This is a genomic window from Pseudogemmobacter sp. TB195, assembly GCF_058313095.1.
Window position 1 is genome coordinate 45,031 of record NZ_JBZEGG010000031.1, and the last position, 17,148, is coordinate 62,178.

The 17,148-nt window shown below is 62.7% G+C and carries 17 protein-coding genes and 1 pseudogene; 7 read left to right on the forward strand and 11 right to left on the reverse strand.

The window, feature by feature from the left end; genetic code table 11:
- Nucleotides 1-60 precede the first annotated feature (60 nt).
- Entirely contained in the window at nt 61-693 is a 633-nt protein-coding gene (locus AC4FS3_RS24620) for an NUDIX hydrolase (RefSeq protein ID WP_283178273.1), read from the reverse strand.
- Entirely contained in the window at nt 665-1,012 is a 348-nt protein-coding gene (locus AC4FS3_RS24625) for a DUF983 domain-containing protein (RefSeq protein WP_283178811.1), read from the reverse strand. The genes AC4FS3_RS24620 and AC4FS3_RS24625 overlap by 29 nt, the downstream gene beginning before the upstream one ends.
- Nucleotides 1,013-1,482: 470 nt before the next feature.
- On the opposite strand from AC4FS3_RS24625, the gene AC4FS3_RS24630 reads away from it, so the two are divergent.
- From AC4FS3_RS24630 to AC4FS3_RS24640, 3 genes are read left to right on the forward strand one after another with little or no spacing between them, the layout of a single operon-like run.
- Nucleotides 1,483-2,097, forward strand: coding sequence for an RNA polymerase sigma factor (locus AC4FS3_RS24630; protein WP_491022715.1), 615 nt, complete (start codon nt 1,483-1,485; stop codon nt 2,095-2,097).
- Nucleotides 2,098-2,100: 3 nt separating this feature from the next.
- A complete protein-coding gene (locus tag AC4FS3_RS24635; protein WP_491022716.1) occupies nt 2,101-2,535 on the forward strand; it encodes a hypothetical protein in 435 nt (144 codons plus the stop codon).
- A gap of 12 nt (nt 2,536-2,547) precedes the next feature.
- Nucleotides 2,548-3,066, forward strand: a complete 519-nt coding sequence (locus AC4FS3_RS24640) for a periplasmic heavy metal sensor (protein ID WP_283178270.1) — start codon at nt 2,548-2,550, stop codon at nt 3,064-3,066.
- Between the two features lie 50 nt (nt 3,067-3,116).
- On the opposite strand, the gene AC4FS3_RS24645 is transcribed toward AC4FS3_RS24640, so the two are convergent.
- The 3 genes from AC4FS3_RS24645 to AC4FS3_RS24655 form a co-directional block, all read right to left on the reverse strand.
- A complete protein-coding gene (locus tag AC4FS3_RS24645) occupies nt 3,117-3,350 on the reverse strand; it encodes a hypothetical protein (RefSeq protein WP_491022717.1) in 234 nt (77 codons plus the stop codon).
- A 261-nt stretch (nt 3,351-3,611) separates the two neighbouring features.
- Nucleotides 3,612-4,574: a methionyl-tRNA formyltransferase gene (locus AC4FS3_RS24650; RefSeq protein WP_491022718.1), complete on the reverse strand. Its 963-nt coding sequence runs from the start codon at nt 4,572-4,574 to the stop codon at nt 3,612-3,614.
- Between the two features lie 117 nt (nt 4,575-4,691).
- Complete coding sequence (locus AC4FS3_RS24655) at nt 4,692-6,149, reverse strand: aldehyde dehydrogenase family protein (RefSeq protein WP_491022719.1); 1,458 nt, start codon at nt 6,147-6,149, stop codon at nt 4,692-4,694.
- A gap of 196 nt (nt 6,150-6,345) precedes the next feature.
- Here AC4FS3_RS24655 and AC4FS3_RS24660 point away from each other — a divergent pair, with 196 nt between their 5' ends.
- The gene (locus AC4FS3_RS24660) at nt 6,346-7,431 is read left to right on the forward strand and encodes a substrate-binding domain-containing protein (RefSeq protein WP_092898213.1); all 1,086 of its coding nucleotides are present in this window, start codon (nt 6,346-6,348) and stop codon (nt 7,429-7,431) included.
- A 7-nt stretch (nt 7,432-7,438) separates the two neighbouring features.
- Here the strand turns inward: AC4FS3_RS24660 and AC4FS3_RS24665 are convergent, their stop codons facing one another.
- Genes AC4FS3_RS24665 through mgtE form a run of 4 tightly spaced genes read right to left on the reverse strand, consistent with a single transcriptional unit; the run spans nt 7,439 to nt 9,905 of the window.
- On the reverse strand, nt 7,439-7,576 hold the full coding sequence (locus AC4FS3_RS24665) for a hypothetical protein (protein WP_491022720.1): 138 nt from the start codon (nt 7,574-7,576) through the stop codon (nt 7,439-7,441).
- Between the two features lie 39 nt (nt 7,577-7,615).
- Complete coding sequence (locus AC4FS3_RS24670; protein ID WP_491022721.1) at nt 7,616-7,996, reverse strand: hypothetical protein; 381 nt, start codon at nt 7,994-7,996, stop codon at nt 7,616-7,618.
- Nucleotides 7,993-8,538 carry a 5-formyltetrahydrofolate cyclo-ligase gene (locus tag AC4FS3_RS24675; RefSeq protein WP_491022722.1) on the reverse strand — a complete coding sequence of 182 codons (546 nt, stop codon included), beginning with the start codon at nt 8,536-8,538 and terminating at the stop codon, nt 7,993-7,995. The genes AC4FS3_RS24670 and AC4FS3_RS24675 overlap by 4 nt, the downstream gene beginning before the upstream one ends.
- Complete coding sequence (gene mgtE / locus AC4FS3_RS24680; RefSeq protein WP_491022723.1) at nt 8,535-9,905, reverse strand: magnesium transporter; 1,371 nt, start codon at nt 9,903-9,905, stop codon at nt 8,535-8,537. Before mgtE ends, AC4FS3_RS24675 begins: the two co-directional genes overlap by 4 nt.
- A 165-nt stretch (nt 9,906-10,070) precedes the next feature.
- Here mgtE and guaD point away from each other — a divergent pair, with 165 nt between their 5' ends.
- A complete protein-coding gene (guaD, locus tag AC4FS3_RS24685) occupies nt 10,071-11,345 on the forward strand; it encodes a guanine deaminase (RefSeq protein ID WP_491022724.1) in 1,275 nt (424 codons plus the stop codon).
- 113 nt (nt 11,346-11,458) lie between these two features.
- Here guaD and AC4FS3_RS24690 read toward each other — a convergent pair whose 3' ends face one another.
- Nucleotides 11,459-13,339, reverse strand: a complete 1,881-nt coding sequence (locus tag AC4FS3_RS24690; RefSeq protein WP_491022725.1) for a TniQ family protein — start codon at nt 13,337-13,339, stop codon at nt 11,459-11,461.
- Nucleotides 13,311-15,113 (reverse strand): TniQ family protein, encoded by a 1,803-nt coding sequence (locus AC4FS3_RS24695; protein ID WP_491022726.1) that lies wholly within the window; start codon nt 15,111-15,113, stop codon nt 13,311-13,313. Before AC4FS3_RS24695 ends, AC4FS3_RS24690 begins: the two co-directional genes overlap by 29 nt.
- Before the next feature lie 70 nt (nt 15,114-15,183).
- Here AC4FS3_RS24695 and AC4FS3_RS24700 point away from each other — a divergent pair, with 70 nt between their 5' ends.
- Both AC4FS3_RS24700 and AC4FS3_RS24705 read left to right on the forward strand, forming a co-directional pair.
- Complete coding sequence (locus AC4FS3_RS24700; RefSeq protein ID WP_491022727.1) at nt 15,184-16,245, forward strand: hypothetical protein; 1,062 nt, start codon at nt 15,184-15,186, stop codon at nt 16,243-16,245.
- Nucleotides 16,245-17,148 (forward strand): annotated as a pseudogene (locus AC4FS3_RS24705) (hypothetical protein); the annotation flags it as partial. The gene AC4FS3_RS24700 and the pseudogene AC4FS3_RS24705, both read left to right, overlap by 1 nt.

Consider the following 17,148-nt stretch of genomic DNA (forward strand, 5'->3'; position numbering starts at 1 on the left):
ACTTCCTCCTGACGAAAATACTCCCGCCGGAAGCATCCGCCCCCGGCCAGAAACCCGTCCCTACAGTATCCGCCGAAACGCCGGCCGCGCGCCGGAATTGTCGAAAAACGGTACGCCGGGCTGATCGCCACCGCGCAGAAGATTGCTGATCTCGGCCAGAACCACTTCGGTGACGAAGGGCAGATCAAGCCGCCTTGCCTCCTCCAGCCCCAGCCAGGCCAGATGCGACAGCTCATCCGAGGCCTGCGAGAAATCATCCGGATCGCCGTCCAGCCCCGCCGCATCAGCGAGGAAAAACCGCGCATCAAAGCGGCGCGGCCGCCCGGGCGGCGTGATGGCACGAAACACATAGCGCAGCTTTGCCGCCCCCGGCGGATATCCCAGCCCGGTCTCTTCGCGCAGCTCGCGCAAGGCGGCCGTCACCAGCCGGCCAGGTGCTGCCCCGCCGGGAACGCCCGGGCTGATCTGCGCCAGGCGTGCGGCGCAATCCGCGCTCAGCCCCGAGACCCCGGCATCCTCATCCGCCGCATCCAGACCACCACCCGGAAAGACGAATTTCGACGGCATGAAGACCGCTTTCGCGCCGCGCTGCCCCATCAGGATCCGCGCCTCGCCGCCCTCGCGCCGGGTGAGGATTACCGTGGCCGCATCGCGGATCTGTGGCTCATCCACGTTCATTTCCTCCAAAGCCATGCATCCTCCGCGACCATTGCAATCCGACAAAGGCCCCCTTGATCCGGGGCAGCAAAAACAGCGACATCGCCACACTCGCCACCGACAAAAGCGCAGCGGTAATCAGCGGATCAGGCGTCCATTTGATATAGAGCGCGAGCATCAGCGGCCCGATGATATGGCCCACGATCAGGATCGTCACATAGGCCGGCCCGTCATCGGCGCGCTGGTGAAACAGCGCCTCATTACAGACCGGGCAGTGATCGCGCACCTTGAGAAAGCCCTGGAACAGCGGCCCCGCGCCACAGGACGGGCAGCGGCGGCGCCAGCCGCGCAACATGGCCGGGCGCAGGGGCCGTTCAGAGGCATCCTGGTCCGGCGCTGGCTGCTCTGCTGTGCCTCCGGCTTCTTTGCTGACCCGCCCCTCCGCCAGCAGATCATAGCCGGAGGCGGTTTTCGGATTGCTGCTCTGCATGCCGCGTCTTCTGCCTCTTCGATTCTCGTCCCCGCCATCAGATTAGGCAGTTTGAAACCTGTTTCACAGGGATGTTTAGTCGCATCCCCCCCCGGCGCAGGTGCTTTATCGGGAATGCTCTTGCGGTGGCGGGCCGGATTTATCTGCGATACCGCGACGGAAGCGCCGATCCGCGCCGTTATAAAGCTGTCAGGCACTACGGGAACGGCCGGTTTCGGACAGCATATATCGGATGGCGGGCCGCTTCGCGGATCGTTCAGTAAAAGATCGGTTAAGGGCGGGGGGTCGCAAGCCGGGCTTTGCGGTGGCCCCGGGTTCCGGGGTAACAGATGGGAATGAGGATGCCCCGGGATACGGTCGAGGACGAGGACGAGGCGGTTTTGCTCGCGCGCTATGCGCAGGGCGATGCCGTTGCGGCCCGGCTTCTGACGGCGCGGCTTTTGCCGCCGGTCCTGTCCTTTGCCAGCCGGATGATGGCGGGCGACCGGGCCGAGGCGGAAGACATCGCGCAAGAGGCGATGCTCCGGCTCTGGCGCGCGGCCCCGGGCTGGCGCGAGGGCGAGGCGAAGGTCTCGACCTGGCTCTACCGGGTGGTGGCCAATCTGGCGACCGACCGGATCCGCAGCCGGCAGCGCCGCCACCGTCACACAGGCGGTGCGCCGCTGGAACTGAGCGATGCGCCCGAAGCGGCAGATGGCGCGCCGGGGGCTGAGGCGCGGCTGATCGCGTCCGAACGGATGGCCGCGCTTGACCGTGCGCTGGCCGCCTTGCCCGACCGCCAGCGTGAGGCGGTGGTCCTGCGCCATATCGAGGGGCTCTCGAACCCCGAGATCGCGGCGGTGCTGGGCGTGGGGATCGAAGCGGTCGAAAGCCTGACCGCACGCGGGCGCCGCGGTCTGGCGCAGGCGCTCGGGCCGTATCGGGCGCTTTTGGGGTTTGAAGGGGATTGAGCGATGGGCAAGACAGAGCTGAATGGACCAGAACGGACTGCGCCGGAGCTGACGGGCGCCGAGCTTGACCGCGTCTTCCTTCTTGCGCGGGCGACTGCCCCCGAGCCATCCGGGGCGCTGATGGCGCATGTGCTGCAGGCGGGCCTTGCGGCGATGCCGGCACCTTCAGAGACACCCTTGCGGCGGGCACATCCTGCGGCTGCGGGTCCCCTTGCGGGGATCGTGCGGCTCTGGACGTCTTTCAGCGCGGGGTTCGGAGGCAGCGGTGTGGTGGCCAGCCTTGGCGCCGTGGCCGCACTTGCGCTGTTTCTGGGCTATTCCGACCCCGCCGGGCTGAGCGACGGGTTCTGGACCGGGGTGGCGGCCGCGACCGGGGCCGAGGGCGATGACGGGCCTGAACTGGAGCCGGTGGCGATCTATTTTCTGGCCGGAGGCTGAGGAGAAATGGGTGTGACGGATCCGCAAAACGGGGCAGGACAGCCTGGAACGCGCGGCTGGGTCAGGGCGCTTCTGGCGGCCTCACTGGCGCTCAATCTGGCCATTGGCGGGTTTTTCGCCGGTGCCTGGCTGGGGGCCTGGTCGGATATGCATTCGGGCGCCAGAAGCGGCGGGGAACATGGGTCGGGCGCGCGGCGCGACAATGGGCTCGGGCCGCTGGCGACAGCGATGCGGGGCGAGGACTGGCGCGCGATGCGCGAGGCCTGGGTCAGCCGCAACCCCGATCTGAAACGCGGCCATGCGCAGCTGCGCGCCGATTATGACCCGCTTCTGGCCGCGCTGCGGGCCACGCCTTTTGAGGCCGGAGCCATGCAGGATGCGCTGGTGACGATCTCGGAAAGCAACAGCCGCCGTCTTATCAGTGCCAGCGAGGTGATGGGCGCCTATCTGGCCACCCTGAACGAGACCGAGCGCCGCGCCTATGCGGAACGGCTGGAACATGCGTTGCAGCCGAAGAAGAAAAAGGACTGACCACAGGGGTTTCCGGACAGGGGTTTCCGGACAGGGCTTTCAGGCGCCGGTCAGGCGCAGATCTCCGCCCGGTCCAGCCCGAAACGCGCAAGATATTTGCGCAGCCCATCGGTATCATTCTGACTGGCCTTGTCCTGGCGCGAGGCGGCAAAGCGCCTGCGTCCCGCCGTCGAAAGGCTCGCGCAATCGCGACAGGCGCGGATCGTCGCCACCAGCTGGACGCACGCCGTGACCTCGGCCTCGGAGACGGCCGGGCAAGAGCGCCGCGCCCCGATCAGCTGCAAAAGGGCGGCCTGTCCCGCCGGATCAAGCGCATCGATCCGATCAGGAAACAGCCCATCGCCACCGGCTTCGCGCGGGGTCCTGCCCTCTGGGAACAGGCGCGCGCGATGATGGATCAGATCCGCGACTATGGCCTCGCCGCTGTGGGCAATTGCATCGACCCTGACGGCGGCATCATGGCGGGGGATATGCCGCTGCCCTGGAAGACGCGCAATCCTCGCTGAAGAGACCGCCCGGACCATAAGGCCCGGGCGGTTTTTTTGTCATTCGGCAGCTGTGCGCAGCCCGGTATTATGGCTGTCGATCCGGTCGCCGATCACAAGGCCCAGGCGGCTGGCATAGTCTGCCGCGCTGAGCTTCTCGCCCTGAGCGGTGCGGACGCGGCCGATCTCGATCAGACCGCCTTGCAGCGCGACCTGGACCTTGCCGCCGTCGATCCCGGCGATGGTGCCGGGCTTGCCTTTCACATCGGCAAAGCGGCGGGCGGGGATCAGATGGCTGTCATAGATGCGGATCTTCTCGTCGCCGACCAGCATCCAGGCGCCGGGCGCCGGATCGCATCCCCGGATCAGGTTGTGGATATCGATCGCATGGGCCGACCAGTTGATCCGCGCCTCGGGGTCGCGGCACCAGCCCTCATAGGTGGCCAGGGTCTCATCCTGCACGGTCTCGCTGTGTTTTCCCGCAAGGATAAGGTCAGCGGCCTCGAGCATCGCGGCCACACCCATCGGGAAAAGCCGGTCGAAATAGACGGTGCCAAGCGTGTCATCAGCGCTGATCGCAGTCGTCTTTTGCAAAACGATATCACCCTCATCCAGCCCGTCATTGGGGCGGAAGATCGTCAGCCCGGTTTCGGTCTCGCCCCGGATCAGCGGCCAGCTGATCGCGCTCGGGCCGCGGTATTTCGGCAAAAGCGAGGGATGATAGCAGATGGCGCCATGTTTCGGGATGGTCACAAAGCCCTGCGGCGCGAATTGCAGCACATAGGCCATGACGGCGAGGTCGACATCCAGCGCGCGCAGCGCCTCTGCCGCTGCGTCGCTGGTCAGATTGGGGAGCTGCAGGGTCTTCACCCCCTTTTCTTCAGCCGCGAGCCGCAGCGGATCGGGTTTCGCACCAGGCTTTTCGGGTGCGCAGAAGACGGCGGCGACATCATCGCCACGCGCGAGGAAGGCTTCAAGAACGGCTTTGCCAAAGGCCTGCTGGCCGATGATCGCGATACGCATCGGAGGATCCTTTATCGGAATTTGGGGAAAAGCGGGGTCCGCCACCCTGGTCGTGACCAGTCAGACGGACCCCGAAGTGAGCCTCGGGAAAAGGCTTCAGGGAGTTAGGGGGGCAGGTCAGGCTGGTCCGGTATTGATCCAGACCACTTTCGGTTCGGTGAAATTGGCGATGGCTTCTTCGCCATGTTCACGCCCGAAACCGGAATCGCGCACGCCACCCCAGGGCAGGCGGATATCGGTCGGGCCATAGGTGTTGACCCAGACGGTGCCGGCCTTCAGCTTGCGGGTGAAGCGGTGGGCGCGGGTCATGTCAGAGGTCCAGACCCCGGCGGCGAGGCTGTAGACGGTGCCATTGGCAAGGCGCAGCGCATCATCATCGTCTTTGAAGGGAACCACGGCCGCGACCGGGCCGAAGATCTCTTCCTGCGAGATACGCATGTCGTGGCGGACATTGGCGAAGACGGTCGGCTCGATGAAATAGCCCTGGTCGCCGTGGCGGGCACCGCCGGTCACGACCTCTGCGCCCTCGGCCCGGCCGATCTCGATATAATCGAGAATGCGGTTCATCTGCACTTCTGAGACCACCGGCCCCATCGAGGTGCCCGACTCCTGCGGGTTGCCAAGCCGCATGCCTTTGGCCCGGGCCGCGAGTTTTTCGGCCACCTCGTCATGGATCGATTCATGAACGAGGATGCGCGAGCCGGCCGAGCAGACCTGCCCGGTATTGAAGAAGATCCCCGAACCCGCCGCCCGCACTGCCGCATCGATATCGGCATCGGGGAAGATGATATTGGCGGATTTCCCGCCGAGTTCGAGCGTCACGCGTTTCAGGTTGCCCGCCGAGCCCTGCAGGATCTGGCGCCCGACAACCGGCGAGCCGGTGAAGGTCACTTTGTCGATATCGGGGTGATCCACGATGGCCTGGCCCGCAACCTTGCCAAAGCCCGGCACCACATTAAGCACACCCGGCGGCAGCCCGGCTTCCAGCGCAAGCTCGCCCAGCCGGATCGCGGTCAGCGGCGTAATCTCGGCCGGTTTCAGCACGACCGTGCAGCCACAGGCCAGCGCCGGTGCGATCTTCCACATGCCGATCATCAGCGGGAAGTTCCACGGGATGATGGCACCGACCACACCCAGAGGCTCGCGCACCGTATAGGTCAGCGCGTCCGGGCGGGCAGGGGTCACAGTGCCGGTGATCTTATCGGCCCAGCCCGCGTAATAGGTCAGGGTATCGATCACCGCCGGCAGATCCTGGCGGCGGATCGCGGAAACCGGCTTGCCGGAATCAAGGCTTTCCAGCTCGACCAGCTCTTCGCTGTGGCTCCGGATCACCTCGGCGAAACGCAGAAGAAGCGCGCCACGGTCGGCGGCGCGCATCGGGGCCCAGACCTCTTCAAACGCCTTGCGCGCAGAAGCGACGGCGAGATTGACATCCTCGACCCCGGCTTCGGCCACATGGGCAAGATGGGCGCCGGTTGCGGGGTTGAGCGTCTCGAAAGTGCGGCCCGAAAGCGCGGGCCGCGTCTCGCCGCCGATCAGCAGCGGATAGATCCCGCCGGTTCTCTGGTCGAGCATAGTTCCCTCCATCATATGCACGTCAGTTCATATATTGACCGGGCGATCCGCTCTCCTCCCGGAATCGCCTGATGAAAATAAGCTTACTCCGGTGAAAAATTATGTGAATATGATTTGGGTTACATGACTCGCCGGGCAAGGTCCGGCAAGCTTGTGCCGGACTTGCAGGGTGAAGACATGAACAGGAGTTCATAAGATGGACAGGTCAGTCAGGGTTGAAATCGCGCCGGTCTGGGCGTTTCAGCGCCGTGAGACCCAGGAGCGGCTGGAGATCACGCTGGGCTTGCTGTCGGATATTCGCAATACCGGCAAGCTCTCGGTCGCGGCGGCCAGGGCGGGGATGTCTTACCGCCATGCCTGGAATCTGCTGGTCAAATGGTCGGAGTTTTTCGGCTCGGATCTGGTGGAGCGCAAGCAGGGCAGCGGCACCAGCCTGACGGCCTTTGGCGACAAGCTGGTCTGGGCGGCGGAACGGCTGGAAGCGCGGCTGCGGCCTTTGCTGCAAAACCTGGCACAGGAACTCCAGACCGAGGTGAACCAGACGCTTGCCAGCGGGCGGCTCGAGCTGCGGGTGCGGGCAAGTCATGGCTTCGCGGTGCCGAAACTGCGCGAGCTGCTGGCGCGGGATTTCGAAGGCAGCGTTGATTTCCGCTATGTCTCGAATTCGAATTCCCTGGTTTCGATGGTGGAAAACACCTGTGATCTTGCCGGGATGCACCTGCCACAGGGCGAGCTGCGCGCGCGCACGCTCGCGATGACGCGCGGCTGGCTTGACCCCGAGGAACATCGGGTGATCTCATTCGTGACGCGCGAGATGGGGCTGATTGTGGGCAAGGGGAACCCGCTGGGGATCACCCATTGCCATGATCTGACGCGCTCAGGCGTGCGGCTGGTGAACCGCGATCCCGACAGTGGCACGCGGATCCTGTTCGATCAGCTGCTGGCGCAGCACCAGGTCCAGGGCGCAGCGATCAACGGCTATTCGCATTCCGAATTCACCCATGCGGCGGTGGCGGCCTATGTCGCCTCGGGTTTTGCCGATGTGGCCTTTGGCGTCGAGGCGGCGGCGCGGCAGTTCGGGCTCGATTTCGTGCCGGTGCTGACGGAAGACTACGTCTTTATCTGCCACCGCCGCATCCTGGACCACCCGGCGATGGAGCGGGTGCTGGCAGTGATGCGCGGGCCGGAATTCGCGCGCGAGATCTCGCAGCTGCCGGGCTATCAGGTGAAAGAGCCGGGTAAGGTCAAGACGATCCGCGAGGTGTTCCGCGCGCGCGGCTGACAGGGCGCTATTCGAGCGATTTCAGCTGGCTGACCCGCGATGTATTATCCGTCAGATCAAAGGCTTCGGACGATATGGCCAGCATGGCCGAAGGCGCGAACAGAAGGCTCGCATCCATCATCTTCCGGCCTTCCGCCGCCGTCATCACCTTATGGATCCGGAAGGCGGTATAGATGCAGTCTTCCTAGGTCACCGCCTCTTCGCCCAGCACCCGGATGGTGAGCGAGACTGTCACCGGCGCTGCTTTTTGCCGCGTCATCCGGCCCTGCAGGGTGATTTCGCCGCCCTGATCACGGATCGCTTCTGGCCCGGGCAAGGGCAGGGGGGCGCTCCAGTCATAGCTGATCCGGAAGCCCGGCGCCTCGCTCGTAAGCGGCCAGAGACCAGCCGCCAGGCGCGAGGTGATCTTGCCGCTGCGATAGGTCAGGACATCATCCGTCAGGTCGAGATATTCAAGCGCGGCGCCGTCGGAATAGACTGCGCGCGCGGGCAGGTCCTCTGCGGTGAAACAGCCGGCCGCTGCGGGGCCCGCGGCGAGGAGGCCGAGGACCAGGCCGCGGATCACCCGAAAAACCTGACGCCGCTTTCGGTGATCATGACGTCGAGCCGCTGATCGGTTCTGTCGATCGGCACCTCGTCCATCTCCTGCGCGTCAAAGGCGAAACCGACTGCCAGCGTTGGGCGGCGCGCGCGCAGGGCCTCGAGCGTGCGGTCGTAAAAGCCGCCGCCATAGCCCAGCCGGTAGCCGCGGGCGTCAAAGGCCAGCATCGGCACGATCAGGATCTCGGGTTCCGCCCAGGCACCCTCTGCCGGGATCAGCGCCTTGAAGGTGCCCTCGATCAGGGGGGCACCGGGGCTCCATTCGCGAAATCTGAGCGGCTGGTCGCGGCCAGGGATCACCGGCAGGCAGAGCGGGCCCTGATGTGCCGCCATGGCGGGCAGGGGGTCGATCTCGGTCCGGAAGGGCATATAGCCCGAGAGCACCTTGCCGGCATGTGCCGCCAGATAATCCGCCAGCAGATCCGCTGCCTGACCTTGCCCTTTCGCATAGGCGAGTGCGCGGGCTTCGGCAGCCTGTCTGCGGATTTCAGCTTTGAGTTCTTTCACAACAGCACCAGTGCAGCGAAGCCAAGAAAGGCGAGATAGCCCATCACATCGGTGAGTGTAGTCACAAAGGTTCCCGAGGCAAGCGCCGGGTCCATCCCCATTCGGTTAAAGGCAAGCGGCACCAGAACCCCGCCCGTTGCCGCCACCACCTGATTGCAGATCATCGCCATCGCCAGCACCGATCCAAGCCAGGGATCGTGGAAGAACACCACGGCTGCAAGGGCCAGAACCATCGCGAGGAAGATCCCGTTCACCATTCCTGCCCGGAGTTCGCGCCAGATCACCCGCCGGGCATTGGCCGGGGTCAGATCGCGGGTCGCAAGCGAGCGCACCGCCACCGCCAGCGACTGCGTGCCCGCAATCCCTCCGGTCGAGGCCACAATCGGCATCAGAGCCGCCAGCAAAACCAGCGAGGCGATCACCCCTTCGAATTGCGAAATCACCAATGCGGAAAGCGAGGCGGTGAAAAGATTGACCACCAGCCAGGGCAGGCGGCTTCTGACCGTCGCAATCACCCCGTCCTGGATCGAGCTCTCATCCGAGACACCGGCGAGGCGCAGCATGTCTTCTTCATGTTCTTCGTCGAGCACATTCATCGCGTCATCAATGGTGATGACGCCGACCAGCCGACCATTCTCGTCCACCACCGGGCAGGAAATCAGGTGATACTGGTTGAAGTAATAGGCGACATCGGCCTCTTCATCGGTCGCCTTTACGGTGCGGAAACTCTCTTCGGTGATGTCTTTCAGCTTTGCATCGCGCGGGGCCGAGAGGATGCGGCCAAGGGTGACATAGCCGATGGGGCGCATCCTCGGATCGGCGAGGATGACATGATAGAACTGGTCGGGCAGCCAGTCGGCACCGCGCAGAAAGTCGATCGTCTCGCCTACATTCCAGTGCTCGGGGGCGATCACCACCTCGCGCTGCATCAGACGCCCGGCGGAATACTCCGGATAAGACATCGCCTGTTCGACCGCGATCCGGTCGGCATCTTCCAGCGCATCAAGGATTTTTTCCTGCGCGGGCTCGTCGAGATCTTCGAGAATATCGACCACGTCATCGGTGTCGAGTTCGCGAACGGCCTCGGCCACCACGCTGTCAGGCAGCGATTCGATAACCTCTTCGCGGATCGACTCGTCGATCTCGGACAGCACATCGCCGTCGATGCCGCCATGCCAGAGCGCCAGCAGCCCGCTGCGGTCCCCCGAGGAGATCTGTTCAAGGATATCGGCGATATCGGCGGCGTGCAGGGGATCAAGCAGTAAATCAAGCCGCGCGGTATCCTTTGCCGCAACGGCTTCAAGCACCTGGGTCAGGCGTTCGGCGGCCAGTTCCTCGTCGTCGCGCTCCTGGACCGTTTCCCTCATGGACACTCCTTCACCGCACTCTCCGGACACCGCATTCTCCGGGTTTACCGGAAGCCGTATGCGGGAAACAGGGGGCAAGCGGCGGATTTCCTTTCGCTGATGACGGCTTATTGTAACATGGTGGCGGTGTTTCGCTGACAGGATGTGAACGGATCGGAGAGGCGAATGGCGGATCTCTTGCTGGGACAGGTGCTGAGTTTCACCGGAGACCCCTTTGTGATCGGCGAGGCTGCGGCGCAGCATCTGAGCCGGGGCGCGGTGCTGGTCGACCAGGGCCGGATCAGGGCGGTGGGGCAAGCGGGTGATCTGCGTGCGGCCAATCCCGGCGCAAAGGTGCATGATTACGGTGACTGCCTGATCTCGGCCGGGTTTATCGACGCGCATGTGCATTACCCGCAGACGGCGATCATCGCCTCCTGGGGCAAGCGGCTGATCGACTGGCTGAACCTCTATACCTTCCCCGAGGAAATGCGTTTTGCCGATCCCGCCTATGCGGAGGAGATCGCGGGGCGCTATCTCGATCTGGTGCTGGCGCGCGGCACCACAACGGTCTGTTCCTATGCGACGATCCACCCGACCTCGGTCGATGCGATTTTCAGGGCCGCGCAGGCAAGGGGGATGCGGGTCTATGCCGGCAAGACCTGTATGGACCGCAATGCCCCCGAGGGCCTGCGCGACAGTGCGCAATCCGCCTATGATGACAGCAAGTCCTTGCTGGAGACATGGCATGGTCAGGACCGGCTGTCCTATGTGGTTACGCCGCGGTTTTCGCCGACCTCGACCCCCGAACAGCTTGCGGCGCTTGGCACATTGTGGCGCGAGCACCCCGATTGCCTGATGCAGACGCATCTCTCGGAACAGACCGATGAGATCGCCTGGGTGAAAGACCTCTTCCCGCAATCGCGCGATTACCTCGATACTTACGAGACCCAGGGGTTGTTGCGCGAAGGCGCGGTCTACGGCCATGCGATCTGGCTGACCGACCGCGAAAAGGCGCGGCTGATCGAGGCCGGTGCTTCGCTGGTGCATTGCCCGACCTCGAACATGTTCATCGGCTCGGGGCTTTTCGACATGGGTCTTGCGCGGCATTTGCGGGTCGGACTGGCCACGGATACCGGCGGCGGGTCGTCATTTTCCATGCTGCGCACCATGGCCGCCGCCTATGAGGTCGCGCAGCTGCGCGGCGAGGCGCTGCATCCGGCGCAGCTCTGGTGGCTGGCGACGGTCGGCTCGGCCCGGGCGCTGCATGCCGAAGGCCAGATCGGCAATATCGCCCCCGGGATGGAAGCCGATCTGGCGGTGATCGACCTGACCTCCACCCCGGCCATCGCCCAGGCCGCCGCCCGCGCCGAAACCCTCTGGCAGGCGCTATTCCCCACCGTGATGATGGGCGACGACCGCGCCATCCGTGCGGTCTGGGTCGGAGGCAGGCCGCGCTGAGCGGGTGCTGGCAACCAGCAGAGCCAAAAAAAGGGGAAGCATGCGCAAACGTAAGGAATAGTGTGCGCAAGGGCGTCAAGTGAAATCTGCGCGGATCCTAGATTATCGTGAATTCAGGGCAGCAGCTGGCTGATTTCAGCGCGGGAATAAATCCTCGCACTGCCGCCCGCAGGCCCGATGCTGCTTTCATCAAGCCGGGCCTGAAGCACGTCCCATCCCAAACCAGCCGCTATTCCCAAATCGCGAAAGCTGATGAAGCGGTCATGGAAGGCCTGCCTGTCCGCCGCACTCATTCGCAGCTTTGCGCTGCCCCGCGCCCCGGCCATCTGCTGACAAGAGACCTTGTTGCGACGGACGAAGGGGATGAGTTCAACCGGGCGCAGCCCCAGCGAAAAGGCAAGGGTTTCAATCGAAATCGCTTCGCCCTCCTGACCCAGATGGCCGAGATTGATCAGGACCGAGGCAAAACCGGACCGCTGCACATATTTGCCAACCCGGGCAATCCGCCCGGAGCGGATTTCATCGATGATCCCGGGAAATTTCATCTGCAAGCGATCTGAGGCTTCTGTCAGACTGCACCAGTCATGCAGGATGAACGATATCGGCTCTGCGCCATGCAACAGATCGTCGATCAGATCCTGCGCCGCCCAAACGTCCCAGAACCCGCCCTCAACGGGCTGCATCAAGCCCTCATCTCGCATTTGTTTAAACTGCCGCGTTGAAAGCGAGAGAGCTTTGCAGAATTCAGGCTCGGCGAGGCTCTGCGGGAAAAGCGCCTTCGCTTCAGCCCTGCCGATCAGCCTCCATTCCGGCGGGCAGCTGCGGTCTTCGCCAATCGCCGCGACGACCTCAGTCTCGGGGATTTGCAGCAGATGCGCCACTGCCCGCACCCCCATACGCCCAGGGTGCAAGACGGGTTCTCCGAGCACCTCATCCCCCGGCGCGAGCGGCCAGGTTTCCAGAATATGGCGCTGCAGGCTACTACGAAACTGCCGCAATTCCTCGGGGCAAGGATCGCGGGCGAGCAAATCGTAAAGGCCGCCAAAGATCTTGCGTGGCCCTTCGCCGGAATGCCCCATCAGATGTTGCAATCCGACCAAAGCGGCGCAGAGATCCGCGTCCCCACCGGCGCATAGCCGGAAACCGATAGCGGCAGGCCACCAGTGCAGATCCTCTCGGATCGCGGTTGATCTTCGCAGCTTCGTCGCAATTGCCGCCCGGCCAAGTTCGAAACAGAATTGCGCCGCCGCATGAAGGTCGAACTGATCAAGCCATTGGTCTGGCTCAGATTTCCCCTCAAGACACCCCTGAAACCAAAGCTCGAATCCGGAAGGATCGCGCGCCTGAGGCCGTGCAATTGCGGATAGGTCCAGGTCTGCCAGTCGCTCGGCGACATCATGGCGATCGAGCCTGTCCTGAGTAGTCCACAGCGCGACCAGTGGTCTCTTATGATCAAGACAGATTGTCATGAAGGGCAATGACCAGATGCCTCGCAGTCCCGGGCCTGCTGCAATACAATCAGGGCAGCCATACACCTTCTTGCCGCCGACGCCCGACGCAGGAAAGCGAATACCGTTAAACCATGCATCGTCGCCACGCGTTTCCGGCGTGTCTCGTCGCAACTCTGTTGCCGAAACACCTGCAAGGTCAGCCAGCCGCGCGATGACCATGTCCGCCCCGGCACCAAGATCATTCGGCGCGATACCCATATCACGAAGGAATTCGCGAAACGGCACATGGTTGGCACGTACCAGTCGCGATGCAAGGGACATCGCGGATTCACCTGGGACAGGAAATACGGAAAGAGGAAGCTGTGGCATCTGGCACCGATAGCCTTTCCACTCGACGCCCGCCATCTCCAGGGGGGATTCTCTGAAGCCAGGGGCGCGCCGCTTGATCGTATTGCCCGGCCCCCCCCGTGATCCGGAAGAAACATCCGTCACAGGCAGAACAAGAATCCCGCCCTCAGAAGCCCGCCAGATCTTTGCGGGCATATAATTGCCCGAAGTCCTTTCCGTCAGCCATCACCTGCGGCACCTGCCTTAACCGCAGCACGTGTCTCACGCTCTGCCATGACTGGCCCAGTTCGGCGGAAAGGGTCAACAAGGTTGCATATTGGGCGTGGAGGCTCCGAAGATCAGCCGGCGTAATGTAAAGCTGCATTGCGCCGGATGCCGGATTGCGCAGTTCCGTTGATGGTGTCAGTCCGAGCGTGACCAGGCGACGTGCGGCAGACCAACGCAGACCGATTTTTTTTGCGAAAGCCTCCATGTTCAGAAGCCCTTCGGTGCGCGTCCGTGCAGTGAGCAATTCCGTGATATTCACCGCCAGGCTTCGATAGCCTTCGGCCCCGGCCAGCCGGCCGAGGCGTGACAGACGTCCATCGAGGCGCATGTGAAGGATCTCGCCCGGGGGGACCCGAAGCCGCAACCCCGCCGCACTTAACTGCTCCCATTCCTGGTCGCCGTCTGCGACCGGAACCGCTCCATTCAAAAAGCCAGACAAAAATGATTGTGCCTCGTCCGGATCCCAGAGCGGCGCAAAGCCTTCGCCCTCGAAGGCTGGCTTCAGGAAGCCTGCGGCGCGCAGCGTGTCGATTTGTGACTTCGACATGTTCAACAGCGTCTGGATCTCCTTCAGCGTGACCGCCCTTGACGCGCGCGCAAGGAAATCTTCAGCTTCACTGGCGTCAAATAGCTCCCAAGCTGCGAAGGTGCCTTGGCCCCGTGGTGCCACGAACCCGTTGGCAGCCAGCATCGCCCTTAGTCTGTCACGCGCCACGCCGGTTTCCGAAGATGCCGTCACCACAGAATGTAATCGCCGGGTCTCCAGAGCTTGCCCGAGGATAGGTTGCCCCGGAGCTATCGGCCAGGTCTGGCAGATATGGTCACGCAGGATTACACGAAACGGCTCGTAAGCCTGGCCGGTCAGATAACGATCCAGGTTACGGTAGAGGACACCGAAGCGGCGTGAAGGACCATCGTTGGGCGCCCCTCCGGCGCGCTGCATGTCGAAGAGAGTTGCCCGAAACGCGTCCTCCCCTTTCGACAATATATCGAAGGCGGTGGAAATGGCTTTGTGCCGGTCTGCGCGCGTCATGTCGCGAAGCTGCGGAAAGGTCTCTCGCACAAGGCTGCGTCCCAGCAGATCACAGACATCAATCGCGGCCTGAAAATCAAACCGATCCAGCCATGTCGATCCGACCTGTCCCCGAAGGCGGGACGCGAGCCAAAAATCATAGGGTGTGGCCTGATGCGCTGCCCTTACCCCACGGCGCAGATCATTCCCGGCAGGTTTCTCCTTGAAATCTGTTGGAACGCAAAGATGGTCTGCCTTGGGCAAAGGGCTCAACCACTGTCCATGTCGCGGGCAGACAAAACTCAGCTCATGCAGCCATTCCACATGAAGTGGAGGTGCGGCTGATGCCGGGCTAACACCTTCATCGCTCCATTCAGCGAGGCATTCCAGGCAGCACTGTATCTCTTTACCCGATATGCGTGCGCGATTGAGGACCATGCCGTGCAGCATTGTCCTGCGCGCGTCGAGATGGCGGGGAGTCGTCAACATCAGGAGATCGGCGGGCGCTCCGGACAGGTCTGCAACCTGCCTGACGCTATTGGGCACGCCCGCCAGGACAGCATCCCATACGATACCCATGTCATAGCAGAATTCGTCCGCGGTGCAAAAATTGCGCTCGGCCAGCCTCGCCAAGAGGCTGAAGGCGGGCTCGTCCGCGAAATGTGCAACGGTCAGGGGAAGCGGAGGCATTTCGTCTCAGGGTTTGATCTTTGAAGCCTGTGCCATCCAGCTGAAACCAAGCGCAAGACAAATCTTTTCATTGGAATCCAGTTTCACATTTTTCGCATTTTTCGTTACTTTTCAGCATGTTGACTCAATTCAGCCAATCTGCCTATGGGGTAAAAAATTATTTCCTTTGGACTTTCACGGGTTCGGAGGATTCTTCCGATCAGACGAGAAACAGCAAAGGATACAACACCCGGAAAGAAAAATCGCAGGCAATCTGCGCGAAGAGTTGGGGCGAAAGCCGCCCGATGTGCAATGCCACCGTAGAAGCCCGAAATGGCTGTGGCAAGAACGGCTTTCTGTCCTGAAATCCACGTTTCAACCCGGCAGCGCAGGCGCGACCGGGCCAGGAGAAGTCATGTTCAATCTTGAGCACTGGGACCCGACACCACCCAGTTTGCCAAAGCAACCCGCGCTTGCGATCCCTCCGATCCATGGCGTTCTGCCGTTTGCCGGCAAGCGCAATCCTTTGACACGGAGCAATACCGCGCGTCGCGTCGCGATGACCTTTTCAACTCCACACCTTCAAGGGAGGCGGCAGGTCTTCCTGTTCGTGAGCGAGCTCGAAAGTGCTGTCGCAATGGAAGCGATGCTGTCGCCCGACTTCTACCATCTCGAGGTCCAGCTGGCCCCAATCACCTATAAGCGTCAGCACAGGGCGTCTCAGCAGCATTATTTTGATCTCAGGGTGACCTTCAGGGACGGCCATCGGCGCGTGTTTTTCGTTCGCAACGGCGCGAGCCTGATGCGCCAGGACACTGCTGACGAGATCTCTGCAGTCTATGCCGCCATCCCCGAGCATTTTGCGGACAGCTTCCAGGTCGTCAGTGATGAGCATTACAGCCGTGCCCGTCGGGGAAACCTGCGCAGGATCTGGGACATGAGTGCACAAATCGATCACGATGCTGATCGTCACGTCCTCGAGATCGCTCGCTCTCGCCGCTACAGCCTCGCAAGGCAGCTGGTGAGCCACTGCACCGAAGTGCCGGAATCCGTCGCGATGCATTCGATCTATCGCCTGATCGGCAAGAACCTTTTGGGCGCCAACTGGGATGCAGAGATCAATCTCCTCTCACGGGTCTGGCCGACGAAGTGATGTCCAGGCCAGTCTATAACATTCCGCGCGGATCAGAGCTGATCCTCGACGGCCACCGCTGGAAAGTGGTGGGCGCTGCGCGTGATGTTATAGACGTTGAGACTGAGGACGGAACGCAGAGCTGTTTGACCCGCGACCGCATCGAGGACGCGATTATTGCAGGGCGCTGCGAAGTGGTGACGCCCGCTGATGCCGAGAAGCGCAAGGCACTGCTGGAATATACTGGTGGATTCGAACGTGTCGACCAGCTGACTACCGACCAGCATTCGCTTGTTCGTGACCGACAGCTGGTGATGCGCGCCATCATCAGGCTGGAAGATACAGGTCAGAAGCTGACCCAACGTTACCTGGACCACCGCGATACCGTCGCCGAAATTCGTCGTCTTGCCCGTCGCATTCTTGAGGATGAGCACGGTTATACCCCCGAGCGCGCGCGTCGGCGCGTCGCTGACCTGACAATCATGCGCGGTCGCACACTCCAGGAAGATCTGCACCTGTATCACCGCTTTGATCGCAATCCGGTGGCACTGATGGACCGCCATCACCTGAAGGGACCTCAGGGAGACGCCCGGAACAAGCTTGATCGCTTCCAGGAAGGCTTCGTTCGCTATGTTCTGGAACACTGGCTTAAACCGGCCCAGGTCAAGATTGCGCCTCTCCTGCGCGCTGCAAAAGAGGCATATGAGCAAACCGCAGACGGTTGGCAGCAACTCAGCCGTTATCCATCAATCACCACTATCCGCACACGTATCAAAGCATTGTCCGCGACGCAGAAATGTATCGCTCGCAGCGGTCTCCGACACGCGACCAATTTGAAGGGGGCCGGTTGGGATGCCCCCACTGAAGTGGTCCACCCACAGGGATATGCTTATCCCGTTTTCAGGAGGACCAGATTATGGCTGG

Coding starts and splice junctions, on each gene's coding strand:
- AC4FS3_RS24620 (WP_283178273.1), bottom strand. CDS start 693: ATGGCTTTGGAGGAAATGAACGTGGATGAGCCACAGATCCGCGATGCG.
- AC4FS3_RS24625 (WP_283178811.1), bottom strand. CDS start 1,012: ATGTTGCGCGGCTGGCGCCGCCGCTGCCCGTCCTGTGGCGCGGGGCCG.
- AC4FS3_RS24630 (WP_491022715.1), top strand. CDS start 1,483: ATGAGGATGCCCCGGGATACGGTCGAGGACGAGGACGAGGCGGTTTTG.
- AC4FS3_RS24635 (WP_491022716.1), top strand. CDS start 2,101: ATGGGCAAGACAGAGCTGAATGGACCAGAACGGACTGCGCCGGAGCTG.
- AC4FS3_RS24650 (WP_491022718.1), bottom strand. CDS start 4,574: ATGCGTATCGCGATCATCGGCCAGCAGGCCTTTGGCAAAGCCGTTCTT.
- AC4FS3_RS24655 (WP_491022719.1), bottom strand. CDS start 6,149: ATGCTCGACCAGAGAACCGGCGGGATCTATCCGCTGCTGATCGGCGGC.
- AC4FS3_RS24660 (WP_092898213.1), top strand. CDS start 6,346: ATGGACAGGTCAGTCAGGGTTGAAATCGCGCCGGTCTGGGCGTTTCAG.
- AC4FS3_RS24665 (WP_491022720.1), bottom strand. CDS start 7,576: ATGACGGCGGCGGAAGGCCGGAAGATGATGGATGCGAGCCTTCTGTTC.
- mgtE (WP_491022723.1), bottom strand. CDS start 9,905: ATGAGGGAAACGGTCCAGGAGCGCGACGACGAGGAACTGGCCGCCGAA.
- guaD (WP_491022724.1), top strand. CDS start 10,071: ATGGCGGATCTCTTGCTGGGACAGGTGCTGAGTTTCACCGGAGACCCC.
- AC4FS3_RS24690 (WP_491022725.1), bottom strand. CDS start 13,339: ATGCCCGCAAAGATCTGGCGGGCTTCTGAGGGCGGGATTCTTGTTCTG.
- AC4FS3_RS24695 (WP_491022726.1), bottom strand. CDS start 15,113: ATGCCTCCGCTTCCCCTGACCGTTGCACATTTCGCGGACGAGCCCGCC.